Source organism: Ochrobactrum sp. BTU2 (assembly GCF_024539785.1).
Lineage (GTDB): Bacteria > Pseudomonadota > Alphaproteobacteria > Rhizobiales > Rhizobiaceae > Brucella > Brucella anthropi.
Genome location: NZ_JAHWRG010000004.1, coordinates 444,953 through 470,853 on the forward strand (window position 1 = coordinate 444,953; position 25,901 = coordinate 470,853).

Here is a 25,901-nt window from a genome sequence, read left to right on the forward strand (position 1 = left end):
TCCGGGGGCCGCCTTTTTCATAGCTGGATAATACGTAAATACTGGGGAATAACGATGACAGACGTAGCGCTTGGCCGTAATGAGCCCTCTCGTGGATCGGCGGCTTTGAAACTGGTCATATACAGCTTCATAGGCATATTTTTCTTTTTCGTGCCCGTCACCATTGGCGGTAAATCGACCATCCTGCTCGACCACGCAGCGACCGCGATTGCCACGCAGCTTCGCCCTGCCGCTCTCGTTTTCGTCTGCTTGCTTATCGCTTATGGAGCCTTTGCACCTTTCGTAACAGGCACGTGGAAAAAGAATGTAACCGAAAGAATTTTCTCGGTTCTGCGTCTGCTCGGCCTCATCGCGACTGCCATGTATCTTGCCAATATCGGTCCGGCTGCACTTTTCACGCCCGATATGCTGCCGTTCCTGTTCGACAAGCTCGTATTGTCGGTCGGCCTGATCGTGCCGATCGGTGCACTGGCACTGGCTTTCCTGATTGGCTATGGCCTGCTCGAATTTACCGGCGTCATCGTACAACCAGTCATGCGTCCGATCTGGCGCACGCCGGGATGGTCGGCCATCGATGCCGTGGCATCGTTCGTCGGCAGCTATTCGCTGGCACTTCTCATCACCGATCGCGTTTATAAGGAAGGCAAATACACCGCCCGCGAAGCGGCGATCGTCGCCACCGGCTTTTCCACGGTATCAGCCACCTTCATGATCATCGTCGCAAAGACGCTGGGCCTTATGGACGCGTGGAACCTCTATTTCTGGACCACTTTCTTCGTGACTTTCATTGTCTCCGCGATCACCGCACGCATCTGGCCATTGAGCCGCATGGATCATCCGGGCGACCGCGACACTCCATTGCCCGAAGGCAAAGGCCGTATTCAAACGGCAATCGACACCGGCATCCAGCAGGCACAAAATGCCCCCAAGCTTCTGCCGCTTCTCGGGGCGACGTTCCTTGATGGCCTGCGCATGGCAGCCATGATCCTTCCCAGCATCATGGCTGTCGGGCTTCTCGGTCTGCTTGCGTCCAAATATACGCCGATCTTTGATCTTCTCGGTCTGGCGCTCTATCCGTTTACATGGCTTGCGCAACTGGCCGATCCGATGCTTGCCGCAAAATCCATGGCGTCCGGCCTTGCAGAAATGTTCCTGCCCGCCATCCTCTTGAAGGACGCCGATGTCGTTCTGAAGTTCGTTGCCGCCGTTGTCTCGGTCAGTCAGGTTCTCTTCCTGTCGGCCTCAATCCCCTGCGTTCTTGCCACCTCGATCCCGCTCAAGTTCCGGGACCTGATCGTGATCTGGTATATCCGCACGGCACTCAGCATCCTGCTAACGGCACCAATTGCCTTCTGGGCAGCATCCAATGGATGGCTCGGTTGATGGTCGAAATTCTCAAGGCCGAAAGTCATCGCCGTATGCCATGGAAAAATGGCGGCGGCGTTACGGTCGAAATCGCCGTCCATCCGGAAGGAGCGTCAGTCGATAATTTCGACTGGCGCATTTCCATGGCGACCGTCGCCAGCGATGGCCCGTTTTCCGTCTTTCCCGGCATCGACCGCACATTGTCGGTGCTGGAAGGAGACGGCATCTTGCTCGATGTCGAAGGACAGCAGAGCACCCTCACCTGCGAAAGCGTACCGCTGTTCTTCGCTGCGGATGCTCAATCCAGCGCGCGGCTGATCGGATCGGCCATTACAGACCTCAATGTGATGACCCGGCGCGGACGGTTTGCCCATATGGTCCGGCGCCTGCCCGTCAACGGCACCACGCTCACCCAGGCCAATGGCAATCTGGTTCTTCTTTTCTGTGCCGAAGGTCAGATCGATCTGACACTCGCGGCGAAAACGACAAAACTTGAGCAGCATGATTGCGCGGTCGCCACAAACTGCGACGCCTTGCCTCTTGAACTAAAGGGGAAGGGAGCCGCTTACTTGATTTCGATTAGCCCAATCTGATCAGTAGTTTACGACTATTCCATCGAGAATGAAGCATTCAAAGAACCGCAACGAACTCTCTGGACAGACGATACGGTCCTGTTAATTTGGCAGGAGTAAGAGACAAAAAAGTCTCGCTATAAAAGGGGTACTACACATGAAGAAATCATTGCTTGCCGGGGCGGCACTAGCAGCTTTCACGTTAACGTCTGCGGCGCACGCTGAAACTGCCGTTTCCCTTGGCTTTTCCGGCTGGACCGGCTTTGCTCCGCTGACGCTTGCCAAGGAAGCCGGAATTTTCAAGAAGAATGGCCTCGACGTCACACTGACCAAAATCCCGCAGGCAAGCCGCCATCTGGCCCTCGCTTCCGGTGATATCCAGTGCGCGGCCACCACCGTTGAAACATGGATTGTCTGGAACGCGGCTGGCGTGAAGACCAAGCAGATATTCCAGATGGACAAGTCCTACGGTGCCGATGGTATTGCGGTGCGCGCCGATGTGAATTCCTTCGCCGATCTGAAGGGCAAGACGGTTGCCGCTTCTGCTCCGGGTACGTCGCCCTATTTCCTTCTCGCCTTCATGCTCGCCAAGAACGGCATGACGACCAAGGATGTCAAGGTCGTCAATATGGAGCCGGGACCGGCTGCACAAGCTTTCGTGGCCGGCCAGAACGATGCCGCCATGACCTACGAGCCTTATCTTTCCACCGTGCGCGCAGCACCCGACAAGGGCAAGATTCTTGCCACCACGCTCGATTATCCTGCGGTCATGGACACGGTTGGCTGCACGCCCGATTTCCTTGAAAAGAACCCCGAAGCCGCCAAGGCGCTTGCCGACAGCTACTTTGAAGCGCTGCAGATGATCGCTTCCGACAAGGCGAAGTCCTATGAAATCATGGGCAAGGACGTGAAGCAGTCGGGCGAGGATTTCGGCAAGTCGGCAGACTATCTTCGCTGGCAGGACAAGGCAGCCAACCAGAAGTTCTTTGAAGGTGAATTCAAGGAGTTTTCAACCGAAGCCGCCGATCTTCTGCTGAAGGCGGGTGTGATCAAGTCGAAGCCCAATCTCGATGACATCGTGGATACAAGCTTCATCAAGTAACATCGCTTCATATGCAAGCCCGGACGACACGTCCGGGCTTCCTTATTTTCCGCCCGTCGAGTGCGGCGGATGCGCGACTAAACAGGAAAATATATGCAGCCCTTGCAGCCGATAGGCAGTCAGACCCGGATATTACTGGGCATTCTATTCTTCATTCTCTTCTTTGTGTTCTGGGGTATAGCCACTCTGGGCGGCTTCGTTTCTCCGACTTTTCTTGCCGATCCCATCACCATGGTGAAGGACGGCTGGGATCTTATCGCCAATCAAGGCTTTATGTCCGATATCGGAATGACTGTCTGGCGCGTGCTTGGCGGCTTCGTACTGGCAAGCGTCGTTGCCATTCCGCTCGGCATCGCCATGGGCGCATACAAGCCGATTGAAGCGCTGCTGGAGCCCTTCGTCTCTTTTGCGCGCTATCTTCCCGCTTCGGCGTTCGTTCCGCTGTTGATCCTCTGGTCAGGCATTGGTGAAACACAGAAGTTGCTCGTCATCTTCATCGGCGCGGTGTTCCAGATCATTCTCATGATCGCCGTGACGGTCTCCAATACGCGTCGCGATCTTGTCGAAGCAGCCTACACGCTCGGCGCGTCGAACAGCGGCATCATTCGCCGCGTGCTCATGCCTGCCAGCGCGCCAGACATTGCCGAAACATTGCGCCTCGTGCTCGGCTGGGCATGGACCTATGTGATCGTGGCCGAACTCATCGGCGCATCGTCCGGCATCGGCTACATGATCATCAACTCTCAGGCACTGATGGCCACGGGCCAGATCATCTTCGGCATCATCGTGATCGGCGTCATCGGCCTGATCTCGGACCTTGCCTTCAAATATTTCAACCGCTGGCTCTTTGCATGGAGGTTCGCATAATGGTTACCAAAAGCGACCAGGAACTTGTCATCAAGGGCGTGAGCCGTACCTTTCCGGGCGTCCATGGCGGCAAGCCGACACTGGCATTGCAGCCGACCGACCTCGTCATCCCGAAAAATGATTTCGTGACCGTTCTCGGCCCCTCGGGCTGCGGCAAGTCCACGCTTCTTCGCATCATCGCCGGTCTCGACAAGCCCACCACCGGCACCGTGATGCTGGAGGGCAACCCTGTCACCGGACCGGGTGCAGATCGCGGTATGGTGTTCCAGTCCTACACGCTGTTTCCGTGGCTCACCATCCGGCAGAATGTCGGCTTCGGGCTTCGCGAAAAAGGCGTGCCGGAAAAGCAGGCGCGTGAAATCGTGGACAGCTATATCGACAAGGTCGGACTACGCGGCTTTGAAGATCACTGGCCAAAGCAGCTTTCGGGCGGCATGCAACAGCGTACGGCGATTGCCCGCGCACTCGCCAACGACCCAAAGATTCTACTTCTCGACGAGCCGTTCGGCGCGCTCGACAACCAGACCCGCGGACTGATGCAGGAGCTGCTGCTCGGCATCTGGGAGCGGGAGCACAAGACAGTCATCTTCGTCACCCACGACATTGAAGAAGCCATATTCATGGCAACCCGCGTGGTTACGATGACGGCTCGTCCGGGCAAGATCAAATCGATCACGCCGGTCGATATCGAGCATCCACGCACCTACCACGTCAAGGCAAGCCCGGAATTCTCCGAACTACGTCTGAAGTTGACGGAAGAAATCCGCAGCGAAGCCATTGCGGCAGCAAAGCAGGCTGCCTGAAAATAGCTGTTTCCCATTGCAGCCGACTGACCTATGAAAAGACTGCGACTTGATCGCAGTCTTTTCGTTTCAGGACACATCCAATCATGGCCGTTTCAGCAGAAGAACTTGAAAACCGCATCGTCTATGTCAACGGCGAATATGTTTCCGCCCGCGATGCGCGCATTTCCATCTTTGACCGTGGCTTCCTGTTCGGCGACGGTATTTACGAAGTGACTGCCGTGCTCGAAGGCAAACTCATCGACAGCGAGCCGCATATGCGACGCCTGCGACGCTCGACCGGCGAGATCGGTATTCCGATGCCGATGAACGAAGACGAGATCGTTGCCATCGAGCGTGAGCTGATCCGCCGCAACAATCTGACTGAAGGTCTGGTCTATCTGCAGGTGACACGCGGCGACGGACGCGACCGTGATTTCGTGCCCGCGAAAGGTATGAAGCCTTCGGTTGTCCTGTTCACGCAGGAAGCCAATCTGCTCGACAAGCCTGCGCTGAAAACCGGTGCCCGCGTGCTTTCGCTGGATGATCTGCGCTGGAAGCGCCGCGACATCAAGACGGTCTGTCTGCTGCCGCAAGCGCTTGCCAAGGAAATCGCCAAGAACGCCGGTTGCGATGAAGCGTGGATGATTGAAGACGGCTATGTAACCGAAGGCGCATCGTCGACCGCCTATATCGTGACCGAAGATGATGTCGTCGTCACGCGCCCGAACAGCAACTCCATCCTGCCCGGCTGCACGCGGCTTTCGCTCCTGCAGCTGATCGCCGAGACCGGCATGAAGCTGGAAGAGCGCCTCTTCACCATTGATGAAGCCTATGCGGCAAAGGAAGCTTTCCTCACCAGCGCAGGCACATTCGTCACACCGATCACCGTCATCGACGAGAAGACCATCGGCACGGGGAAACCGGGCCCAGTTGCCCAGCGCCTGCGCGAAATCTATCTCGATCACGCGCGCCGAACGGCGATCTGAAAACTGAACTGCCGCACGCCAGTGAAGCGGCTAAGATTTTGGTTATGGCGAGCCGAAAATGGTGGAGTTTGAGAGCCGGAGCGCAGCGTACTAAAGGTACGTGAGCACCGGAAGCGCAAAACAACGCCATTTGCAGGCCGCCAGAGCCGAAATATCAGCGTTTCTGGTTATAGACGTCGATGCAGACAGCCCCCAGCAGCACGATCCCCTTGATGACCTGCTGATAGTCGATGCCGATGCCGAGGATCGACATGCCGTTGTTCATCACGCCCATGATGAGCGCGCCAATCACAGCACCCGTCACACGGCCCACACCGCCATAGGCGGAAGCACCACCGATGAAGCAGGCCGCGATCACGTCCAGCTCGAAGCCGATACCGGCCTTGGGCGTTGCCGTGTTAAGGCGCGCCGCAAAGACCAGGCCAGCAAGCGCCGCCAGCACACCCATATTGACGAAAGCCAGAAATGTCAGCCGTTCGGTCTTCACGCCCGAAAGCTTGGCCGCATGCCGGTTCCCACCCACCGCATAAATCTGCCGCCCGAGCACGGTTCGATTGGTGAGGAACGCATAGGCCGCAATCAGAACAGCCATGATAATGAGGACGTTCGGCAATCCGCGATGCATTGAAATCAGCAACGACAAATAGGCAATCGCCGAAAAGAACAGGATGTTCTTGATGACGAAAAGGCCAAAAGGCTCGGTTTCCACTTCATGCGCGATATGACGCTGACGCGATTTCACATTCTGCCAGATCATGAAACCGGCCAGTAGCACGCCGATGATGAGCGATGTCAGATAGACGCCACCCGTCGTGCCGATGATTTCCGGAATAAAGCCGGACGATAGTTTCTGGAACACGACCGGAAACGGCCCGACCGACTGGCCGCCTAGCACGGCAAGCATCAGCCCCTTGAAGACCAGCATGCCAGCCAGCGTGACGATAAAGGACGGAATATTGAAATAGGCGACCCAAAAGCCCTGCATTGCGCCGATAATGCCCCCGGCCAGCAGGCAGAGAATGGCTGCAATGGGAAACGGCACGCCCCATTTAACCATCATCACAGCCGCGAGCGCACCGATAAAGCCACAGACCGAGCCGACCGAAAGGTCGATGTGCCCGGTGACGATGATAAGCAGCATACCAAGCGCCATGATGACGATATAGCTGTTCTGCAGAACCAGATTGGTGAGGTTCAGCGGCTTCATCAGCACACCGCCAGTCACGATCTGGAAAAAGATCATGATCGCGACCAGCGAGATCAGCATGCCGGATTCGCGCAGATTGTTCTTGAGATAACGCCCCACGCTGCTCGCCGGAGCTTTCGATCCACTTCTTCCGATGATATTCTCGCTCATGGCCGTTTTCCCTTGTTCCGCATGATGGCGCGCATGATGTTTTCCTGCGTTGCTTCCTCGCCAGCGACTTCGCCGACGAAGGCACCTTCATGCATGACGACGATGCGGTCGCAGATGCCGATCAGCTCCGGCATTTCCGAAGAAATGACGACCACGCCCTTGCCGCTATCCGCCAGTGAATTGATGATTGTGTAGATGTCATATTTCGCGCCGACATCGATGCCGCGCGTCGGTTCATCGAGGATCAGCACGTCGGGTCCGGTGAAGAGCCATTTGGACAGCACCACCTTCTGCTGGTTACCGCCCGAAAGCGTGCCTGTCTCCTGATAGACATTGTGGCAGCGAATGCTCATCTGTTCGCGATAAGAATTCGCGATCTTCATTTCGCGAATATCGTCGATGATGCCTTTCGGGCTGACGCCGCGTAAATGCGCAAGAGAAATGTTGCGCGAAATATTTTCGCCTAAGACCAGGCCGAGCTTCTTGCGATCCTCGGTTACATAGGCAAGCCCCGCTTTGATGGCCCGCGCCACAGTGGAAATATCGGCATTGTTGCCGTTGATACGCGCCTCACCGCTGATATTCGTGCCCCATGAACGCCCGAACAGGCTCATGGCGAATTCTGTGCGTCCCGCCCCCATCAACCCGGCAATGCCGACGATTTCGCCTGCCCTCACCTTGAACGACACGTTCTTGACCGAGTGCCGCTCCGGATGCAGCGGGTGATGCACTGACCAGTTGTCGACTTCGAAAATCACCTCACCGATTTTCGGATCGCGCTTCGGGTAGCGGCTTTCCAGATCGCGGTCGACCATCTTGCGGATAATATCGTCTTCCTCGACCTCGCCCGCATTGCAGTCGAGCGTCGCCACTGCCTTGCCATCGCGCAGCACCGTGATCTTGTCGGCAACTTCGCGGATTTCATTGAGCTTGTGCGAAATGAGGATCGAGGTGATGCCTTGAGCACGAAACTCACGCAGAAGCGCCAGCAATGCCGCGCTGTCCGTCTCGTTGAGGCTTGCGGTCGGTTCGTCGAGGATCAGAAGCCGCACGCGCTTCGACAATGCCTTGGCAATTTCGACAAGCTGCTGCTTGCCGACACCAATATCGGTGACAAGCGTATCGGGCGATTCCGACAGGCCAACCTTCTGCAAAAGCTCGCGGGTACGCTTGTGCACCGTACTGCGGTCGATGACGCCATAGCTTGCCGGTGGATTGACGAGGAAAATGTTCTCGGCAATCGTCATGAGCGGTATGAGCGCCAGCTCCTGATGGATGATGACAATGCCAAGCGCTTCGGAATCGTTGATGTCGCGAAACTGCCGCTCTTCGCCGTCGAAGAAGATCGACCCCTCGTAGCTGCCATGCGGATACACACCCGACAGCACCTTCATCAAGGTCGACTTGCCTGCTCCATTCTCGCCGACAAAGGCATGAATCTCGCCCGGCATGACCGTGAAATTGACATCGCTCAGCGCTTTGACGACGCCGAAAGACTTGCTGATGCCGCGCATTTCCAGAAGCGGCTTGCCGGCGATTTCCGGCTTACCGTCAGACTGCTCGCGCAGGACAGGATTGGCTACATTCATCGCTCGCTCCCATTACAAATCTGCTCTGCCATTGCCCTCAACGAAAAGACAACGCTGTCAATCGTCGAGCCTACCCCAGCCGAAAGGCTGGGGATTTGGGGCAATGGCATGCAGAAAGGTTACGGGCATATCCTCCGATACGCCCAAAACCGCATTACTGAATCTGGTCTTCCTTGTAGTAACCGCTATCGACCAGAACCTGCTTCCAGTTCGACTTGTCGACGATCACCGGCTTGAGCAGATAGGACGGCACGACCTTGACGCCATTGTCATAGGTCTTGGTGTCGTTGACTTCCGGCTCCTTGCCGGTCATCAGCGCATCGACCATATCGACCGTGACCTTGGCGAGTTCGCGCGTATCCTTGAAGATGGTCGAGTTCTGTTCGCCAGCGAGGATCGACTTCACCGAAGGCACTTCCGCATCCTGACCGGAAACGACCGGCATTGGCATGTCGCCGCTGCCATAGCCTACACCCTTGAGGGACGACAGGATACCGATGGAGATGCCGTCATAAGGCGACAGGACTGCATCGAGCTTCTTGTCGGAATAATAGGCCGAAAGGATCGAGTCCATGCGGGCCTGAGCAGTTGCACCGTCCCAGCGCAGCGTTGCAACCTTGTCCATGCCGGTCTGGCCGCTGCCGATAACGACCTTGCCGCTATCGATATAAGGCTGCAGAACGGACATCGCGCCGTTGTAGAAGAAGTAGGCGTTGTTATCGTCCGGCGAACCGCCGAAAAGCTCGACATTGAACGGACCCGGCTTGTTCTTGAGGTCCAGCGCGGTTTCGATGGACTGGGCCTGCAGCACGCCGACCTGGAAATTGTCGAAGGTCGCATAGTAATCGACATTCGGCGTATCGCGGATCAGGCGATCATAGGCGATGACCTTGATACCCGCATCGTGGGCCTTGGCCAGAACATCGGAAAGCGTCGTGCCGTCGATGGATGCAACGACGAGAACCTTGGCGCCCTTGGTCACCATGTTCTCGATCTGCGCCAGCTGGTTAGGTACGTCGTCTTCAGCATACTGAAGATCGGTCTGGTAGCCGCGTTCTTTCAGCACCTTGACCATGTTGTCGCCATCGGCAATCCAGCGTGCCGAAGACTTCGTGGGCATGGCGACGGCGACAAGACCCTTGTCTTCCGCATGCGCCAGACCGCTAAAGGCAAGCGCGGCCATCGCGACTGCCAATGTTAGAGATTTCATGCCTGCCATTGTCTCACTCCCAAATTGGGACAGGCTTTTCCGCCTGTCGTTCTCCCAAAATTTCCGCCCCCGCCTTCCGGCCATGCGGAATTCCTCCGGAACAAGTTCTCAAAGGGCCGTCAGCCCGCGATCTTGTCCCATGCCGCAACCGCGCGCTCGGCGCGTTCGCGAACCTCAGCAACCGTCAGTCCGGCTTTGTAAAGACTGGAACCGAGTCCGAAGCAGCTCACTCCCGCTGCCCGATAGGTCGCAAAATCAGCCTCGGAAACACCGCCCACGGCGCCGACCGGAATATCCTTCGGCAAGACGGCGGATATCGCCTTGATACCGTCCGCGCCGAGTACGCTGGCCGGAAAGAATTTCAGCGCCGATGCGCCTGCACGGATCGCCGAAAAGGCTTCCGTCGGCGTGAAAACGCCGGGCATCGTCACCATGCCGTGCTGTCCGGCACGACGGATGACATCCGGCTCGACATTGGGGCTGACCAGAAGCCTGCCGCCGACATCGTTGAGACGGTCCACATCTTCGACGCTCAACACGGTCCCGGCCCCGATCAACACGCCCGCAGGCGCAAGCTTCGCCGCCTTCTCAATCGAAACGAAAGGCTCCGGCGAATTGAGCGGAATTTCAATCGCCTCGAAACCCGTCTCGATCAGTGCTCCGACGATTGCTTCCGTTTCTTCCGGACGAATGCCGCGCAGGATAGCGACCAGCGGATAGCGCAGCTTTGGCCATGCAATGCGGTCGCTCATTGCGCAACTCCTCCGAAGGCGTGTTTTGCAGCCATGAACAGGCCGTCACGCACCAGCTCATCGGCTGCAACGCGCCTGACTGTCAGCCCGGCGATTTCAAGCGCGCTGGCATAGAGCGCACCCATCGTGTCGTCTGAAAGGAGCAGCACTTCTTCGGGTTTGCCGTAAAGCGTACGCCCACCTGCCACTTCCAGCCCGATCAACAAGCCCGACAAACGGGCCAGCTGGTCGGTCGGCTTGCGATCATGGACGAGCCAGCCTGCGCGAATGGAAAACAGCGCGTTGGAAATCAGTGCCGGGTTTTCGAGCGACGCCCTGACGCCCGCAGCGAAAGCTACACCATTCGGATCGACCGCCGCGGCACCTTCCAGCGCACCGGCCAGTACCGATTTTTCCTTCAAAAGAGCGAACATTTCACCGGTCATGAAGGTTCGGTAATCGGCAAGGCCACCGTCGGCAATCCGCACCCATTTGGCATGGGTGCCGGGCATGACGACAACCGCATCATGCGTGCCCCCGTGCACAAGTCCAAGAAGCTTCGTCTCCTCGCCACGCATAACATCGGGTGCCGTTTCGTCCCGACGCGCGACGCCCGGCAACATGATGACGTGACGGTGCGCGGGCACGCGCACCGCAGCCTTCACGATACCATCCAGCCCGGCAGGCAAGCTCATATAGGGCGCTTCGATCCAGCCGGTCCGCGAACCGGCCATGCCGCAGATCACCACCGGCAGATCGTCCGACGCGCCGACAGAAGCAAGGTGCCGCTTGAGCGTTGGCTCGAAACCGGCTTCCTTTGCCTGCAGCAGACCGTCATCGCCACGGCTTTCGCCCAGCACATTGCCATCGACATCCAGCGTCCAGAGGCGGAACCGGGTGGTGCCCCAGTCCGCAACTGCCGCAAATGGCATTTTATCGAGAGCCATCCGGGGAACCTTAGTGGTTATCTCGCGGCAGGCCACGCGTATGCGCGATGTCCTGATACTTGACCGCGTTTTCGAGAACTGCACCGGTTTCCATCTGGCCGACAACAGCGCGCTGGATTTCCTGCCACGGTGTCTGGCTTTCCGGATATTTGTAGCCACCGGCAGCCTCGAGAGCTTTGCGACGCTCGGCCAGTTCTTCGTCAGAGATCAGAATGTCAGCGCTGCCGCGACCAAGATCGATACGCACGCGGTCACCGGTCCTCAGAATAGCCAGACCGCCGCCAGCAGCAGCTTCCGGCGAGGCATTGAGGATCGAAGGCGAACCCGACGTGCCCGACTGGCGACCGTCGCCGATGCATGGCAGTGAGCTGATACCCTTTTTCAGAAGGTAATTCGGCGCGCGCATGTTGACGACTTCCGCCGCACCTGGATAACCGATGGGGCCAGCGCCACGCATGAACAGCACCGTATTCTCGTCGATTTCCAGTGCCGGATCGTCAATGCGGTGATGATAATCTTCCGGCCCGTCGAACACGACCGCCTTACCTTCAAAGGCGTTCGGGTCCTTGTCGTCAGACAGGTAGCGATTGCGGAACTCGTCCGAAATCACGCTGAGCTTCATGATCGCCGACGAGAACAGATTGCCGCGCAGCACGCGGAATCCGGCATGCTTCTTCAGCGGCTGATCGTAGGTCTTGATGACATTGCCGTCTTCGATGGTCGCGTTCTTGCAATTCTCGCCGATGGTCTTGCCATTGACGGTCAGCGCATCTTCATTGATGAGGCCCTGCCCCATCAGCTGATTGACGACTGCTGGCACACCGCCCGCATGGTAGTAATCTTCGCCAAGATATTCACCGGCAGGCTGCAGATTGACCAGAAGCGGAATTTCCTCGCCATATTTCTGCCAGTCATCGACCGTCAGCTCCACGCCGACATGACGGGCCAGAGCGTTCAGATGGATCGGCGCATTGGTCGAACCGCCAATAGCGGAATTGACGCGGATGGCATTGACGAAGGCATCCTTGGTCAGAATGTCCGACGGCTTCAAATCCTCATGCACCATTTCAACGATGCGGCGTCCCGATAGATAAGAAATTTCCTGACGGTCGCGATAAGGCGCCGGAATGGCGGCCGAGCCCGGCAACTGCATTCCAAGCGCTTCGGCAAGCGAATTCATCGTCGTTGCCGTGCCCATCGTATTGCAATAGCCGGTCGATGGTGCCGAGGAAGCAACGAGCTTGACGAAGCCCTGATAGTCGATTTCGCCCTTGGCAAGCAGCTCGCGTGCCTTCCAGACGATGGTGCCCGAACCTGTGCGTTCGCCACGGAACCAGCCATTGAGCATCGGACCCACCGACAGAGCAATCGCCGGAATATTGACGGTTGCAGCTGCCATCAGGCAGGCAGGCGTGGTCTTGTCACAACCGATTGTCAGCACGACGCCATCAAGCGGATAGCCATAAAGCACTTCCACGAGGCCAAGATAGGCAAGGTTGCGGTCCAGACCTGCGGTCGGGCGCTTGCCGGTTTCCTGAATAGGATGAACCGGAAATTCAATGACAATGCCGCCCGCCTCGCGAACACCTTCGCGCACGCGCTTGGCCAGTTCCAGATGATGACGGTTGCAAGGTGAGAGGTCGGAGCCCGTCTGCGCGATGCCGATGATCGGGCGACCGGACTGCAACTCTTCCTGGCTCAGGCCATAATTCATGTAGCGCTCCAGATAGAGCGCCGTCATATCGACATTATCAGGATTGTCGAACCAGGCGCGCGAGCGGAGCTTTGGCGTTTTCGGAGAGACGGGCTTGTTCATTTCATTGTCCTGCGTGGGTGAGAGGCCGCGTTACGACAACCTCGATTCCTAATCTTCAAAAGCTTCGACGACATGCCGCTTTCCGAGCAGAAACGCATCGGCCACATGGGTCAGTGGAGCGAGATCAACATCCGAACGCCCCGCGCCGATCAATTGCACGAAACGCTTGTAAAGTCGTTGATATTCGCGGTCCGGCTCGGCCATTTTCTCGGTCCCGGCGATGGTGAGGCGGCTGCCTCCACGGCTGAGCAGAACCGTGCCTTTATCGGTCTCCACACGAATATCCCAGGTCTGCGGGCCGGTCTGCCGCCAGTCCAGTTCGAACGAAACCGGAATGCCGCTTTCGGTCTGAAACTGGAGGTCGGCTGCAATGGGCGCCGCACGGTTTTCTGGAAAATAAAGATCGGATTGCGTCAGGAAGAAGCGCTCCGGCAAAATATGCGTAACGATGGAAAGCGCATTGATGCCAGGATCGAACACGCCAAGACCGCCCGATTCCCAGATCCATTGCTGGCCGGGATGCCAGTGGCGGACATCTTCCTTCCACGTGACCGAAACCGAACGAATTTCCGCATCTTTCAGGAATTCCCGCGCCGGCTCGACCGCTGCGGCTTCGCGCGAGTGCCACGTGGCGTAAAGCGTCACGTCTTCCGCTTGCGCAAGACGCCCCAGCGCCTGCACTTCCGAAATGGTTGCACCCGGAGGCTTCTCCAGCATCACATGCTTGCGCGCCTTCAAGGCTGCGTAGGCCTGGCTAAAGCGCCCTTGCGGCGGTGTGCAGAGCGACACCGCGTCAATGGCAATGTCGCTGCCCAGCAGCTCATCGATGTCGTGAAAAGACGGCAGGCCATCCAGCCCGGCATTGCGGCTGGCAATGGCTTTCAGCTCAATGCCATCAACGGCTTCAATGGACGGCAGATGCTGGTCACGCGCAATCTTGCCCAGACCGACGATTGCGAGAGCGATGTTCGATTCCGCCACCATTTCAGAGCGCCTTCACAGCAATATCTTCCGCCGCTGCCTGCGCCAGCCTGTTGACCAGCGGATAACGGAATGGCTTGGCGGAAATCTCGAACTGGTCGCCAGCTTCCGTCTTTACGCCCTCCGAAAACGACAAGGTTGCCGTGCCAAAGAAATGAACATGAATGTCGCCCGGACGGCGGAACAGCCCATATTTGAAATGATGGTGTTCCAGATTGGCAATCGTGTGCGACATGTTCGCTTCGCCCGAAAGGAACGGCTTTTCAAAGATCACCTGATCGCTGCGACGAATGCGCGAAACGCCCTCCACATGGTCAGGCAGGTTGCCCACATAAAGCTCCGGCCCCAACGCGGCCTGACGCAGCTTGGAATGGGCAAGCCAGAGATAGTTCTGCTTCTCGGTCACATGATCGGAAAATTCATTGGCAAGGCAGAAGCCAAGCCGGAATGGCGTACCATCCGGGCCGATCAGGTAGATGCCCGCCAGTTCCGGTTCTTCGCCGCCATCTTCCGCAAAGGAAGGCGAAACCAGTTCGCCGCCGGTTGCCACCAGCGCCGAACCGTCGCCCTTGTAGAACCATTCCGGCTGCACGCCGGTTTCGCCCGGCTTCGGTTTGCCGCCTTCGACACCCATCAGGAACATGCGCATGGAATCGGTCGGTTTTTCGGCGGCCTGTGCTGCCTTGTGCATCTTGTCGCGACCGTCAGCAGAGCCAAGATGTGTGAGGCCCGTGCCGGCAACAATCAGATGTGCTGGGTCAGAATGGGTAATCGGCAGGCCGACGCGGCCCGCAGCCAGAGCGGCGTCTATATCGACGGCTTCGCCCTTGCCGCTGCGTACGACTTGTGCCTCAAGGCTGATACCCGCTGCAATGGCTGCCGAGGCTAGCTCATAGGTCGTTGCTACGCCCTTGACGACATGCGCCGCTCCCTCCTCACTGCAGGCAGCCACACGCATTTCTCCGCTTTCATCGCGGAACTGGACCAGACGCAACATTAAACCTCCCATTTTCCGCATACCCGTTGCGGAATTCACCCCGACCGCTTGAGAAACGCCATAAGGCGCCAATTTACGGTTCGTGTTATTAATATGACTATTTTGCCGTCACCCGCTTTGTCAAGCAAGCAGACGCCCCCACCGGGGCAGTTCGCGAGCCCTGCCCCTCCCGAACGAATACAAGCCTTTGTTTTATATATGTAAATAGCAATATTGCGCGTTTGTCGCACCGGCATTTTATTGGGAAACGTCGAAAGGCGCTTGCCATAAAGTAATATTATATGCTTCATAAATGCGAAGGCCGGGAGGGCCTTATTGGGAGGAACCATCATGAAACGCACATTGACGGCCCTGACGGCCGCATTTTCTTTTGCCCTGATTTCGAGCGCATCTGCTGCATCGCTGACGGTTGGCTTTTCGCAGATCGGTTCGGAATCGGGCTGGCGTGCTGCAGAAACGGCCCTGACCAAGCAGGAAGCCGAAAAACGCGGCTATACGCTCAAGTTCGCCGATGCACAGCAAAAGCAGGAAAACCAGATCAAGGCCGTTCGTGGCTTCATCGCTCAAGGGGTTGATGCAATCCTGATCGCACCGGTGGTCTCCACAGGTTGGGACGCCGTTCTGAAGGAAGCCAAGGAAGCCGAAATTCCGGTCGTCCTGCTCGACCGCCAGATCGATTCTCCGGAAGACCTTTATCTGACCGCCGTAACCTCCGATCAGGTTCATGAAGGCAAGGTGGCCGGTGACTGGCTGGTGAAGGATGTGGGCGACAAGCCGTGCAATGTGGTCGAGCTTCAGGGCACCACCGGTTCCTCGCCCGCCATCAACCGCAAGAAGGGTTTTGAAGACGCCATCGAGGGTCATGACAACATCAAGATTTCCCGCTCGCAGACGGGTGACTTCACCCGCACAAAGGGCAAGGAAGTCATGGAAAGCTTCATCAAGGCCGAAGGCGGCGGCAAGAATATCTGCGCCGTCTATGCCCATAATGACGACATGGCTGTCGGCGCCATTCAGGCAATCAAGGAAGCTGGCTTGAAGCCGGGCACGGAAATCAAGATCGTGTCGATCGACTCCGTGCCGGACATCTTCCAGGCCATGGCGAACGGCGAAGCCAACGCGACCGTCGAACTGACGCCGAACATGGCAGGCCCGGCCTTCGACGCGATTGAAGCCTTCAAGGACAAGGGCACCGTTCCGCCGAAGTGGATCCAGACGGAGTCGAAGCTCTACACGCAGGCTGACGACCCGAAGGCCGTCTATGAAGCCAAGAAGGGTCTCGGCTACTGATCCTCTCGTCCTCGGGCCGCGTTTGTCGCGGCCCGGAATAACCTTTGCAAAATGCAATGGAAGACTGCCATGGCTGCAAAAGACGCTCCATCGGCGGCCGCAATGCCGCTTCTTGAAGCCCGTTCGATCACCAAATCCTTTCTGGGCGTGACAGCGCTCGACCATGTCGATTTCACGCTCAACTGCGGGGAAATCCATGCATTGCTTGGCGAAAACGGCGCGGGTAAATCCACGCTTATCAAGATATTGACCGGCGCTTACCACGGCTTCGGCGGTTCGATCCTGCTTGAGGGCCAGCCGATTGCACCTACCTCCGTGGCGGAAGCGCAGACATTTGGCATCGGCACGGTCTATCAGGAGGTCAACCTTCTCGAAAATCTGACGGTAGCAGAAAACCTGTTCCTGGGACGCCAGCCGAAACGTTTCGGACTGGTCGACCGGGGCCGGATGGAAAAAGATGCGACGAACCTTCTTTCCCGCTATGGCCTCACCATCGATGTCGGCGTGCCTCTGTCCGCCTATTCAGTCGCCATCCGCCAGATCATCGCGATTGCACGTGCCGTCGATCTCTCGGGCAAGGTGCTCGTCCTTGACGAACCGACCGCCAGTCTCGATGCACGCGAAGTCGAAATGTTGTTCGGCGTGCTGCGCCAGTTGAAGGCAGAAGGCCTCGGCATCATCGTCATCACCCATTTTCTGGATCAGGTCTACGCCATCGCCGATTGCGCCACCGTATTGCGCAACGGACGGCTGGTCGGCAGCCGCAACCTGTCGGAACTGCCGCGCACCGATCTCATTTCCATGATGCTCGGCCACCAGTTGCAGGAGACTGTGCGCCGCCAGCTGACCGAGGAAGTAAGCCGCGACACGGTTGCCCCGATCCGTTTTGCAGGCTTCGGCAGACAAGGCAGCGTTGCGCCGTTCGATCTCTCGATCCAGCCGGGAGAAGCCGTTGGCATTGCCGGGCTGCTCGGTTCCGGCCGCACCGAAACCGCTCTTTTGATGTTCGGTGTCGATCAGACCGATAGCGGCACCTTGACCGTCGACGGCAAGGAAACGAGGCTCCCCTCACCTGTTGCAGCCATTGCGGAGCGCTTCGCCTTCTGCCCGGAAGAACGCAAGACAGACGGCATCATTGGCGATTTCTCGATGGCGGAGAACATCGCGCTGGCGGTTCAGGCGAAGCGCGGATGGTCCAGACCGATTTCCTCACGCGAGAAGACGGCGCTTGCGCAGCGTTACATCAAGGCGCTCGATATTCGCCCGCCTGATCCTGACAAGCCGATCAAGTTCCTGTCCGGCGGCAACCAGCAGAAAGCCATACTGGCACGCTGGCTTGCCACCGACCCACGCCTGCTGATCCTCGATGAGCCGACGCGCGGCATCGATATCGGCGCCCATGCTGAAATCTTGAAGCTCATCGGCGAACTTTGCGCCGAAGGCATGTCGCTGGTCATCATCTCGTCGGAATTCGAGGAGCTTGCCGCCGTTGCCAATCGCGTCATCGTCCTGTCCGACCGTCGCCATGTGGCGGAACTGAAGGGCGAGGAAATCACTGCCGACAATATCGTGCGTGCAATCGCAGAGACCGGAAGCGAAAAGGAAGCTGCAGCATGATTGCCCGCATGACCAGAAAACTCAAAAGACTGGCGCCGCAACTGGCCGCCCTTGTGCTCATTCTGGTGGTGAACACCATCATCGCACCCGGCTTTCTTGACATTTCCTTCCAGAACGGGCGGCTCTATGGAAGCCTGATCGATATTCTGGTGCGTGCAGCGCCCGTTGCCATTCTGGCCGTTGGCATGACACTGGTGATCGCAACGCGCGGCATCGATCTGTCAGTCGGTGCCGTCATGGCGATCAGCGGCGCCTTTGCCGCGTCGCTCATCGTTGCGGGCTATCCGCTTGCAATCGTCATTCCGGCAGCGCTTGGCGTGGGCCTTCTGTGTGGCTTGTGGAACGGCTTTCTGGTTGCGGTCTTCGATATCCAGCCGATCATCGCGACGCTTATCCTGATGGTGGCAGGTCGCGGCATCGCACAGCTTATCACCGAAGGCGCGATCCTGACCTTCAACAATGACTCCTTTGCAGCGCTTGGCTCCGGCTCCTTCCTCGGCATTCCGATCCCGGTCCTCATATGGATTCTGGCCGGTCTGGTCGTGGGCCTCGCAGTGCGTACCAGTGCGCTTGGCTTCCTGATCGAGGCGACCGGCATCAACCGTCGCGCAGCGATGCTGGCGGGGGTCAAAGCACGCTTTCTCCTGTTCAGCGTCTATGCAGTTTCTGGCGTCGGCGCTGCCCTTGCGGGGCTGATCGCGGCGGCGGATATTCGCGGCGCAGATGCCAACAATGCCGGGCTGTGGCTTGAACTCGACGCGATTCTGGCGGTCGTCATCGGCGGCACCTCGCTCAATGGCGGGCGTTTCTCGATCATGGCTTCGCTGCTCGGCGCGCTCATCATCCAGTCGATCAACACAGGCATTCTGATGGCGGGCTTTCCGCCGGAATTCAACCTCATCATCAAGGCCGTCATCATCGTGATCGTGCTCACCTTCCAGTCGCCGGCCATTGTCCAGCTCATTACCTTCCTGCGCTCGGAACGCAAGGGCAATGGAGCCAATCCGGTCCGTCAAAGCCAGCAGGGAGCACGGCAATGAGAGCACTGCGCAATCTGCCCTTCCTGACGACGGTTGCAATCTTCCTGCTCGCCTATGCGATCTGCATCGTCCAGTTTCCGAACATGCTGTCGACACGGGTAGTCGGCAATCTTCTGACCGACAACGCCTTCCTCGGCATAGCCGCCGTCGGCATGACATTCGTGATCCTTTCCGGCGGCATCGACCTGTCGGTCGGCTCGGTCATCGCCTTCACCAGCGTTTTCGTTGCCGTGATGATCGGGCAGCTCGGCGTGCATCCGCTCGTGGCATTCGGCCTCGTTCTTGTGATCGCCGCATTGTTCGGGGCGTGGATGGGCATGATGATCCATTTCTTGCGGATCCCGCCTTTCGTGGCCACACTTGCGGGCATGTTTCTGGCTCGCGGTGCGGCCTTCCTCATCTCGACGCAATCCGTGCCCATCGCGCATCCGTTTCTCGATACATTGCAGGGGCTTTATTTCCGCCTGCCGGGCGGCGGCAGGCTGACATTCATCGCCATGCTCATGCTCGCGGTCTTCATCGTTGGCGGCATCATCGCGCATCGCACGCGCTTCGGCGCCAATATCTACGCGCTTGGCGGCAACCAGCAGTCGGCGGAGCTGATGGGCGTTCCGATTGCCCGCACGACAATCGGCATCTATACGATGTCGGGTATCCTTTCCGGCCTCGCCGGGATCGTCTATACGCTTTATACTTCGTCCGGCTATTCGCTCGCGACGGTGGGGGTAGAACTGGATGCCATCGCTTCGGTGGTGATCGGCGGGACATTGCTGACAGGTGGCGCAGGCCTTGTGGCCGGAACATTCGTCGGCATTCTCATACAGGGGCTGATCCAGACATACATTGTATTCGACGGAACGCTGTCTTCCTGGTGGACGAAAATAGCAATCGGTATATTGCTGTTCCTGTTCATTGCTCTGCAACGAGGACTTGCGTGGTTCTCGGATCTAAGGCGCATCCCGAAAAGTGGGAACCGGTTTTCGGGCAAGATGCGCATTGAAACAAATAGCTAGCCAGGCAACGAATGAAGGAGGCCTGAATTGGGATTGCTGGAAACGGCCATAACCGGACGCAAACGCCATAACAGCCACGCTGTCGTGGTGGGTGAACTGGGCCGCGGCATCGTCGCGGGAACCATTCCTGCAGGGTCCATCCTTCCGGGCGACCATGAATTGTCGCTACGCTTCGGCGTTTCCCGCACCGTTCTGCGCGAGGCGATGAAAACCCTTGCCGCCAAGCGCCTCATCGAACCCAAGGCCAAGGTCGGCACCCGTGTTCTGGGCCATGCGAGTTGGAATTTCTTCGATCCCGATGTGCTGACATGGCGCTTCGAGGCAGGCTTCGATGAAGTCTTCGTGGACCATCTGGCGGAAATGCGCATGGCACTGGAACCGGCAGCCGCAGCGGCCGCGGCTGAACGCGCCACCAGTGACGAGATTGTCGAGCTTTACGCGCTCGCCGCCAAGTTTGACGATCCGAACCACACGCCGGAGTCCATCGCCAAGGTTGATCTGGAATTCCATCTGGCCATTGCGCGCATGTCGGGCAATCCGTTCATGCGCTCGGTCAGCGGATTGATCGAAGCGGCGCTGGCAATCTCGTTCCAGCTTTCATCACCCGCCTCATCGCGAGAAGGCATTGCCGAATGCGCGGCCAATCACCTGCGCATTGCCCACGCCATTGCATCGCGTGATCCACAAAAAGCACGTCTGGCCATGGAAAGCGTTATCAAGCTCGGCGTCGATCGCATCCGCGATGTGATCTGAAGGTTACGATACCTTCAGATCAAACTGCGGCTCGCCGCGCAGCGTATTACTGACCGTGCAGATTTCCTCAGCCATTTCGGCGAGACGATGCTTTTCGTCGTCGGTGAGGTCACCGCCGAAATGGAAGGTGATGTTGAACCGTTCGATACGCGACGGTCCTTCATGCGCCTTGTCGCCCTTCACTTCCACCCGCACATCGGTCAGCTTTTCCTTCAGTTCGAGCTTGGTGGCAGCAATGCGCGCGCTGAGCGCCATGCAGGCAGCGACCGACGAATAGATGAGATCGAGCGGATTGAAGCCGGCCTGACTGACACTCGTAACGAGCTCGACCACGCCGCCGGTCGGCGTGGTGATGACTGGCAGTTTTCCATGCGGCATTTCGGCGATGGCACCCGTCTCGCGGGTTCTGACTTTCAGTTCGCTCATTCCTGAATTCTCCTGTAGTCCACATGCCGTGCCAGCCAGCAGCCGACGGTCATGCCTGTTATCTCGCCTTTGGCGTCACGATGGAAGACAAGTTTCCATTCGCCCGGCGACGGCGCGTCCATCGAGCGCTGCACCGGCAGCAGCCAGACATCCGGTCCCGCCTCATAGAGCGAATACATATCGCTCTTGCCAAGAAACCCTTCAAAGGCCCCATAGAAAGCACCGCCCTCATCGACGATCAAAAGATCGGCCTCAAGTTCGTCGCTGCGATAGTGCCCCGCAATATCCTGCTTCGCCGCGCCTTTCAGGCGCTGCATTGTCAGGCTCAGATTTTCGTCCTCGCGCGCCAGATGGATCGTGTCGCCATCGCGGCGGATCGCGGTCATCGAGGAACGCGCTTCGTTCTCGCCCACGACGTCCATCATTTCCGGGCCAGTGCCGAAACGTGCCTTCATGCGTCCGCGTCCGGCATCTTCAAGGCTCAGCACGAGGCCGGTTTCATGGTCGAGCCATGAGCCGAACCATACGGCATCGGCTGCAACGCGAACCTGTTCCGATGTCGGGACGCCAAGCGCAATGTTCATCAGCTTGAAGGCGACGTCGGAAGCTCCGCCTTCAAAATTGAACATAGCGATTGTCGAAAGGCGCTCATCGGCGCAATGCCAGCGCTGGCAGCGCCAGCCGCGCAAAGCCCCGCCATGGCCGGTCAGGCGCTTGCCGCCCGTTTCCTCGAATTTGAGGCCGAGGCCGTAGGGAGCAGCAGCACCGTCGCTGAAAGTCTGAAGACCGCTCAGGCGACGATAGATTCCGCTTTCGTCGTCGCGGGTCGCATCGATGAACTGCTCCCAGGCAATCATGTCGTCCAGCGACGCGCAGATACCGGCATCACCCATCCAGTGGATGCGATTGACGGCAGGCAGGAAGCCACGCACCGTGTCGCCCTCATAGCCGGTGCATTCGTCGAACAGCGCGGTATCGGGGATAAGTTCTGCCGTCTTCATGCCCGCAGGCTGAAAAATACGTTCCGACAGAAGTTCGATAAGCGACCGGCCTGTATGCTGCTCGATCAGATCAGCCAGAATGCGGAAATTGCCGTTGCAGTAGGAATAATGCGTGCCCGGTGCAAAATGCGTGGTCTTCAGGCGGCGCAGCAGGCTTTGTGCCTGTTCGGGCAGAAAGACGCCTTCCGGATCGGCCCCGCACAGAACCGTCAGCGCCCAGTAATCACGCAGGCCCGACTGGTTGTTGCAAAGATCGCGCACGCTGGGACGCTTTTCAGCAAACTTGTCGAGATAGGCGGCAAGCGCATCATCAAGAACTTCCGGCTCGCCGACACTGTCGAGCAGAACGGCGCAGGTGAACTGCTTGCTGACCGAACAGATCGGCATGCGCGTTTCGGGCGTCATCGCCTTGCGAGTGGAAAGATCGGCAAAGCCCCATGCATGGCGCAGCACGACCTTGCCATCTTTCAGCACCGCGACCGCACCACCCGGTCCCTTATAGTGCTGCGGAATGGTGCGAACGAAGGTTTCAAGCGCGGAAAGATCGAATTTTGACATGATGCTCAGGCGACTCAGATGAAAATCAACAGCCGCCACGAGGCATCATTTTGTCCGTTCGATCAAGGCCATGGCCGCATGCGGATTATGCGCCTTATAGCCGCTGATCACATAGAGATAGACATCGCGGGCGATATGGTCCGCAACAGGCGGCGTCACGGTCTTCAACCCTTCGGCGGGTTCTCCCGCTGCTATCGCCTTGGCGCGTGCAGCCCACTGATCGAGATGACTTTCACCATAGCCAAGCGGCTCGCTTTCCTTCGTTCCCATGATGCGAAGATAGGCGAAAGGTGCGGTCATATCGGCGAATTGCGGAAAGTCGCTGTCGCCTGCAATCACCACCGCTACGCCATATTCGCGCAGCAAGGCGATGAAGTCCGGTGAATTGAAACTGTCGTGGCGCACTTCCACCGCATGGCGCACATCGCGCCCGTCGACACGCTTCGGCAGAAGCTTCAAAAACGCCTCGAAGTCCACGGGGTCGAACTTCTTCGTTCCCATGAATTGCCAGTTGACCACGCCGAGCTTGTCCTTCAGTTCCATCATGCCGCCGGTCATGAACCGTTCAATGCTCTCACCCGCCTCCGCCAGGACACGGCGATTGGTGGAAAAACGCGGTGCCTTCAGCGAAAACACAAAGCCTTCCGGCGTTTCATCGTGCCATTTGGCGAAGGTCGTGGGTTTCTGCGGACCGTAATAAGTGCTGTTGATCTCGATGGATGTGAGCTTGCTCGATGCATATTCAAGCTGGCGCTTCTTCGACAGTTTTTCAGGATAGAAGCTCTTGTCCCACGGTTCATAGGCCCATCCGCCAATACCGACGCGGATCTTACCCGTGTTTTCCCTGGCCATCGCCATTCCTCCATACCGGTGCATCATGAGTTCATACAGTTTAGTCATGATGTTTAATCTGTATTCGCACCGCTGGCTATGTTCATATCAGCGTGCTTGACTGGGAGGAGAAGCAGGCGGCTGAACGTAAACTTTGCCGCGAGACTGAGGTTTATGCACCTGTCGGCCATTTGGGTGCGTCTGACCATGAGTTCCCGTTCCCCCAACACATGGATTGTCCCGGTTTTCGGGAGGATCTTTTTGAAAAGAGGCGGAGAAACCGTCCTTGCAAGGCGAGCCGGAATGGCGAGCGAGACATGGTGAGATTGAGGAAATGCATACAATGACGAGCAAACCCAATGCCCGTACCGGAGGCCAGATTTTGGTGGATGCGCTGCGCATCCACGGCACCGACCGGGTCTTCTGCGTCCCCGGCGAGAGCTATCTCGCTGCGCTTGACGCCTTTCATGATTCCAGCGACGCGATTGACCTGATCGTCTGCCGGCAGGAAGGCGGCGCGGCCTATATGGCGGAAGCCTATGGCAAGCTGACCGGCAAGCCGGGCATCTGCTTCGTCACACGCGGTCCCGGCGCAACAAACGCCTCTGTCGGTGTGCATACAGCTTTTCAGGATTCAACGCCGATGCTGCTCTTCATCGGTCAGGTCGCCAGCGATCAGGTCGAGCGCGAGGCATTTCAGGAAATCGACTATCGCCGCATGTTCGGCCAGATGGCCAAATGGGTCGTCCAGATCGACGATGCCGCCCGCATTCCAGAACTGGTCAGCCAAGCCTTCCACCGCGCCGTCAACGGTCGCCCCGGCCCGGTCGTGATCGCCCTGCCGGAAGACATGCTGACATCCTATGCCGCCGTCAGCGACGCACCAGCCTTTAAACAGGTTCAGATGCATCCGGGCACTGATCAGTTGCAGGACATGCAGGCGCTTCTTGCAAAGGCCGAACGGCCTCTGGTAATCGTCGGCGGTGGCGGCTGGAACGCAGAAGCCACCATTGACCTGCGGAAATTTGCCGAGAACATGCACCTGCCGGTCGCCGCATCTTTCCGCTGCCAGGACATGTTCGACAACACCCATCCGCTTTATGCGGGCGAAATGGGAACCTCGATCAGCCCCAAGCTGGCGCAGCGCGTTCGCGATGCCGATCTGCTGATCGTAATCGGTGCCCGCCTCGGCGAAATGACGACACAGGGCTACGAACTCGTCTCCATTCCGGTGCCGCAGCAAAAGCTCGTCCATATCCATCCGGGCGCAGAAGAGCTGGGTCGCGTTTATCATGCAGACGTTCCGGTCAATGCTTCGATGCCTGCCTTCTGTGCGGCGGCGGCAAAGCTTGCGCCGGTTGCCGATCCGCGCTGGAAATCATGGACCGACGGCGCCAATGCCGATTACCGCGACAACATCAAATCGCCGGTCATCCCCGGCGATGTGCAGATGGGCGAAGTGATGGAATGGCTGCGCGCACATCTGCCAGCCGACGCCATCATCACCAATGGCGCAGGCAACTATTCCGCCTGGCCGCATCGCTTCTACCAGTACCGCACCTATCGCAGCCAATTGGCACCCACCAACGGCTCGATGGGCTATGGCGTACCGGCTGCGGTCGCGGCCAAGCTCACCGCGCCGGAACGCACGGTTGTTGCCTTTGCAGGCGACGGCTGTTTCCTCATGAACGGTCAGGAACTGGCAACGGCGGCGCAATATGGTGCCAATGCCATCTTCATCGTCGTGAATAACGGCATGTATGGCACCATCCGTATGCATCAGGAGCGCACCTATCCGGGCCGCGTTTCAGGCACCGGCCTCGCCAATCCTGACTTCGCAGCGCTTGCCCGCGCCTATGGCCTGCATGGCGAAGTGGTGGAAAAGACGGCTGATTTTGCCCCTGCCTTCGAGGCTTGCGAAAAGTCCGGCAAGCCGGGCCTCATCGAAATCCGCATCGATCCGGAAGCGCTTTCACCGAAGATGAGCCTCAGCCAGATGCGCGAGCAGGGTCTGGCCAAGCAGCGATAGACGGACGCCAAATAAAAAAGCACGCTTTCTTCTCGGCC

23 protein-coding genes are annotated in these 25,901 nt (G+C 58.1%); 12 read left to right on the forward strand and 11 right to left on the reverse strand.

What is annotated here, in order from left to right; translation table 11 throughout:
* The first annotated feature begins 54 nt into the window (after positions 1–54).
* The 6 genes from KWJ32_RS14600 to KWJ32_RS14625 all read left to right on the forward strand — a co-directional run bounded on the left by KWJ32_RS14600 (position 55) and on the right by KWJ32_RS14625 (position 5,677).
* On the forward strand, positions 55–1,383 hold the full coding sequence (locus KWJ32_RS14600) for a YjiH family protein (RefSeq protein WP_010659501.1): 1,329 nt from the start codon (positions 55–57) through the stop codon (positions 1,381–1,383).
* The gene (locus KWJ32_RS14605; RefSeq protein WP_125300375.1) at positions 1,380–1,958 is read left to right on the forward strand and encodes a HutD family protein; all 579 of its coding nucleotides are present in this window, start codon (positions 1,380–1,382) and stop codon (positions 1,956–1,958) included. The genes KWJ32_RS14600 and KWJ32_RS14605 overlap by 4 nt, the downstream gene beginning before the upstream one ends.
* A gap of 136 nt (positions 1,959–2,094) precedes the next feature.
* The gene (locus tag KWJ32_RS14610; protein WP_012091495.1) at positions 2,095–3,039 is read left to right on the forward strand and encodes an ABC transporter substrate-binding protein; all 945 of its coding nucleotides are present in this window, start codon (positions 2,095–2,097) and stop codon (positions 3,037–3,039) included.
* Between the two features lie 93 nt (positions 3,040–3,132).
* On the forward strand, positions 3,133–3,906 hold the full coding sequence (locus tag KWJ32_RS14615) for an ABC transporter permease (RefSeq protein WP_012091494.1): 774 nt from the start codon (positions 3,133–3,135) through the stop codon (positions 3,904–3,906).
* On the forward strand, positions 3,906–4,709 hold the full coding sequence (locus KWJ32_RS14620) for an ABC transporter ATP-binding protein (protein WP_012091493.1): 804 nt from the start codon (positions 3,906–3,908) through the stop codon (positions 4,707–4,709). The genes KWJ32_RS14615 and KWJ32_RS14620 overlap by 1 nt, the downstream gene beginning before the upstream one ends.
* A gap of 86 nt (positions 4,710–4,795) precedes the next feature.
* Positions 4,796–5,677 carry a D-amino-acid transaminase gene (locus KWJ32_RS14625; protein WP_012091492.1) on the forward strand — a complete coding sequence of 294 codons (882 nt, stop codon included), beginning with the start codon at positions 4,796–4,798 and terminating at the stop codon, positions 5,675–5,677.
* Positions 5,678–5,831: 154 nt separating this feature from the next.
* Here KWJ32_RS14625 and mmsB read toward each other — a convergent pair whose 3' ends face one another.
* The 8 genes from mmsB to araD1 all read right to left on the reverse strand — a co-directional run bounded on the left by mmsB (position 5,832) and on the right by araD1 (position 15,305).
* Positions 5,832–7,034, reverse strand: coding sequence for a multiple monosaccharide ABC transporter permease (gene mmsB, locus KWJ32_RS14630; RefSeq protein WP_012091491.1), 1,203 nt, complete (start codon positions 7,032–7,034; stop codon positions 5,832–5,834).
* Positions 7,031–8,623, reverse strand: coding sequence for a multiple monosaccharide ABC transporter ATP-binding protein (gene mmsA / locus KWJ32_RS14635; protein ID WP_012091490.1), 1,593 nt, complete (start codon positions 8,621–8,623; stop codon positions 7,031–7,033). Before mmsA ends, mmsB begins: the two co-directional genes overlap by 4 nt.
* A gap of 154 nt (positions 8,624–8,777) precedes the next feature.
* Complete coding sequence (chvE, locus tag KWJ32_RS14640) at positions 8,778–9,842, reverse strand: multiple monosaccharide ABC transporter substrate-binding protein (RefSeq protein WP_010659493.1); 1,065 nt, start codon at positions 9,840–9,842, stop codon at positions 8,778–8,780.
* Positions 9,843–9,952: 110 nt separating this feature from the next.
* Positions 9,953–10,585 (reverse strand): 2-dehydro-3-deoxy-6-phosphogalactonate aldolase, encoded by a 633-nt coding sequence (locus tag KWJ32_RS14645; RefSeq protein ID WP_012091489.1) that lies wholly within the window; start codon positions 10,583–10,585, stop codon positions 9,953–9,955.
* Positions 10,582–11,511: a 2-dehydro-3-deoxygalactonokinase gene (locus KWJ32_RS14650; RefSeq protein ID WP_012091488.1), complete on the reverse strand. Its 930-nt coding sequence runs from the start codon at positions 11,509–11,511 to the stop codon at positions 10,582–10,584. The genes KWJ32_RS14645 and KWJ32_RS14650 overlap by 4 nt, the downstream gene beginning before the upstream one ends.
* 10 nt (positions 11,512–11,521) lie before the next feature.
* Positions 11,522–13,327: an IlvD/Edd family dehydratase gene (locus KWJ32_RS14655; protein WP_012091487.1), complete on the reverse strand. Its 1,806-nt coding sequence runs from the start codon at positions 13,325–13,327 to the stop codon at positions 11,522–11,524.
* 48 nt (positions 13,328–13,375) lie between these two features.
* Positions 13,376–14,311: a Gfo/Idh/MocA family oxidoreductase gene (locus KWJ32_RS14660; RefSeq protein ID WP_012091486.1), complete on the reverse strand. Its 936-nt coding sequence runs from the start codon at positions 14,309–14,311 to the stop codon at positions 13,376–13,378.
* 1 nt (position 14,312) lies between these two features.
* The gene (gene araD1, locus KWJ32_RS14665; RefSeq protein WP_040129134.1) at positions 14,313–15,305 is read right to left on the reverse strand and encodes an AraD1 family protein; all 993 of its coding nucleotides are present in this window, start codon (positions 15,303–15,305) and stop codon (positions 14,313–14,315) included.
* 330 nt (positions 15,306–15,635) lie between these two features.
* Here araD1 and ytfQ point away from each other — a divergent pair, with 330 nt between their 5' ends.
* The 5 genes from ytfQ to KWJ32_RS14690 all read left to right on the forward strand — a co-directional run bounded on the left by ytfQ (position 15,636) and on the right by KWJ32_RS14690 (position 21,018).
* Positions 15,636–16,595 (forward strand): galactofuranose ABC transporter, galactofuranose-binding protein YtfQ, encoded by a 960-nt coding sequence (gene ytfQ / locus KWJ32_RS14670; RefSeq protein ID WP_012091484.1) that lies wholly within the window; start codon positions 15,636–15,638, stop codon positions 16,593–16,595.
* Between the two features lie 69 nt (positions 16,596–16,664).
* Positions 16,665–18,212 carry a sugar ABC transporter ATP-binding protein gene (locus KWJ32_RS14675; RefSeq protein ID WP_151610235.1) on the forward strand — a complete coding sequence of 516 codons (1,548 nt, stop codon included), beginning with the start codon at positions 16,665–16,667 and terminating at the stop codon, positions 18,210–18,212.
* Positions 18,209–19,252, forward strand: a complete 1,044-nt coding sequence (locus tag KWJ32_RS14680) for an ABC transporter permease (RefSeq protein WP_012091482.1) — start codon at positions 18,209–18,211, stop codon at positions 19,250–19,252. The genes KWJ32_RS14675 and KWJ32_RS14680 overlap by 4 nt, the downstream gene beginning before the upstream one ends.
* Positions 19,249–20,265, forward strand: coding sequence for a galactofuranose ABC transporter, permease protein YjfF (gene yjfF / locus KWJ32_RS14685; protein WP_012091481.1), 1,017 nt, complete (start codon positions 19,249–19,251; stop codon positions 20,263–20,265). Before KWJ32_RS14680 ends, yjfF begins: the two co-directional genes overlap by 4 nt.
* A gap of 27 nt (positions 20,266–20,292) precedes the next feature.
* Positions 20,293–21,018 carry a FadR/GntR family transcriptional regulator gene (locus tag KWJ32_RS14690; RefSeq protein WP_010659482.1) on the forward strand — a complete coding sequence of 242 codons (726 nt, stop codon included), beginning with the start codon at positions 20,293–20,295 and terminating at the stop codon, positions 21,016–21,018.
* Positions 21,019–21,021: 3 nt separating this feature from the next.
* On the opposite strand, the gene KWJ32_RS14695 is transcribed toward KWJ32_RS14690, so the two are convergent.
* The 3 genes from KWJ32_RS14695 to KWJ32_RS14705 are packed head-to-tail and all read right to left on the reverse strand — an operon-like array spanning position 21,022 to position 23,855.
* Positions 21,022–21,444 carry an OsmC family protein gene (locus KWJ32_RS14695; protein ID WP_012091480.1) on the reverse strand — a complete coding sequence of 141 codons (423 nt, stop codon included), beginning with the start codon at positions 21,442–21,444 and terminating at the stop codon, positions 21,022–21,024.
* Positions 21,441–23,003 (reverse strand): D-aminopeptidase, encoded by a 1,563-nt coding sequence (locus KWJ32_RS14700; protein WP_012091479.1) that lies wholly within the window; start codon positions 23,001–23,003, stop codon positions 21,441–21,443. Before KWJ32_RS14700 ends, KWJ32_RS14695 begins: the two co-directional genes overlap by 4 nt.
* Positions 23,004–23,048: 45 nt before the next feature.
* Complete coding sequence (locus tag KWJ32_RS14705) at positions 23,049–23,855, reverse strand: DUF72 domain-containing protein (protein ID WP_010659479.1); 807 nt, start codon at positions 23,853–23,855, stop codon at positions 23,049–23,051.
* Between the two features lie 322 nt (positions 23,856–24,177).
* On the opposite strand from KWJ32_RS14705, the gene KWJ32_RS14710 reads away from it, so the two are divergent.
* The gene (locus tag KWJ32_RS14710) at positions 24,178–25,863 is read left to right on the forward strand and encodes a thiamine pyrophosphate-binding protein (RefSeq protein ID WP_151610236.1); all 1,686 of its coding nucleotides are present in this window, start codon (positions 24,178–24,180) and stop codon (positions 25,861–25,863) included.
* The last annotated feature ends 38 nt before the right edge of the window (positions 25,864–25,901 follow it).

What these genes read in the sequence shown, in the direction of transcription:
- KWJ32_RS14650 (WP_012091488.1), bottom strand. Translation starts at nt 11,511, where the DNA reads ATGGCTCTCGATAAAATGCCATTTGCGGCAGTTGCGGACTGGGGCACC.
- KWJ32_RS14705 (WP_010659479.1), bottom strand. Translation starts at nt 23,855, where the DNA reads ATGGCCAGGGAAAACACGGGTAAGATCCGCGTCGGTATTGGCGGATGG.
- KWJ32_RS14660 (WP_012091486.1), bottom strand. Translation starts at nt 14,311, where the DNA reads ATGGTGGCGGAATCGAACATCGCTCTCGCAATCGTCGGTCTGGGCAAG.
- araD1 (WP_040129134.1), bottom strand. Translation starts at nt 15,305, where the DNA reads ATGTTGCGTCTGGTCCAGTTCCGCGATGAAAGCGGAGAAATGCGTGTG.
- KWJ32_RS14610 (WP_012091495.1), top strand. Translation starts at nt 2,095, where the DNA reads ATGAAGAAATCATTGCTTGCCGGGGCGGCACTAGCAGCTTTCACGTTA.
- yjfF (WP_012091481.1), top strand. Translation starts at nt 19,249, where the DNA reads ATGAGAGCACTGCGCAATCTGCCCTTCCTGACGACGGTTGCAATCTTC.
- KWJ32_RS14600 (WP_010659501.1), top strand. Translation starts at nt 55, where the DNA reads ATGACAGACGTAGCGCTTGGCCGTAATGAGCCCTCTCGTGGATCGGCG.
- mmsA (WP_012091490.1), bottom strand. Translation starts at nt 8,623, where the DNA reads ATGAATGTAGCCAATCCTGTCCTGCGCGAGCAGTCTGACGGTAAGCCG.
- KWJ32_RS14620 (WP_012091493.1), top strand. Translation starts at nt 3,906, where the DNA reads ATGGTTACCAAAAGCGACCAGGAACTTGTCATCAAGGGCGTGAGCCGT.
- KWJ32_RS14695 (WP_012091480.1), bottom strand. Translation starts at nt 21,444, where the DNA reads ATGAGCGAACTGAAAGTCAGAACCCGCGAGACGGGTGCCATCGCCGAA.
- KWJ32_RS14680 (WP_012091482.1), top strand. Translation starts at nt 18,209, where the DNA reads ATGATTGCCCGCATGACCAGAAAACTCAAAAGACTGGCGCCGCAACTG.
- KWJ32_RS14710 (WP_151610236.1), top strand. Translation starts at nt 24,178, where the DNA reads ATGACGAGCAAACCCAATGCCCGTACCGGAGGCCAGATTTTGGTGGAT.
- KWJ32_RS14655 (WP_012091487.1), bottom strand. Translation starts at nt 13,327, where the DNA reads ATGAACAAGCCCGTCTCTCCGAAAACGCCAAAGCTCCGCTCGCGCGCC.
- KWJ32_RS14700 (WP_012091479.1), bottom strand. Translation starts at nt 23,003, where the DNA reads ATGTCAAAATTCGATCTTTCCGCGCTTGAAACCTTCGTTCGCACCATT.
- KWJ32_RS14615 (WP_012091494.1), top strand. Translation starts at nt 3,133, where the DNA reads ATGCAGCCCTTGCAGCCGATAGGCAGTCAGACCCGGATATTACTGGGC.
- ytfQ (WP_012091484.1), top strand. Translation starts at nt 15,636, where the DNA reads ATGAAACGCACATTGACGGCCCTGACGGCCGCATTTTCTTTTGCCCTG.
- KWJ32_RS14625 (WP_012091492.1), top strand. Translation starts at nt 4,796, where the DNA reads ATGGCCGTTTCAGCAGAAGAACTTGAAAACCGCATCGTCTATGTCAAC.
- KWJ32_RS14675 (WP_151610235.1), top strand. Translation starts at nt 16,665, where the DNA reads ATGGCTGCAAAAGACGCTCCATCGGCGGCCGCAATGCCGCTTCTTGAA.
- chvE (WP_010659493.1), bottom strand. Translation starts at nt 9,842, where the DNA reads ATGGCAGGCATGAAATCTCTAACATTGGCAGTCGCGATGGCCGCGCTT.
- KWJ32_RS14645 (WP_012091489.1), bottom strand. Translation starts at nt 10,585, where the DNA reads ATGAGCGACCGCATTGCATGGCCAAAGCTGCGCTATCCGCTGGTCGCT.
- mmsB (WP_012091491.1), bottom strand. Translation starts at nt 7,034, where the DNA reads ATGAGCGAGAATATCATCGGAAGAAGTGGATCGAAAGCTCCGGCGAGC.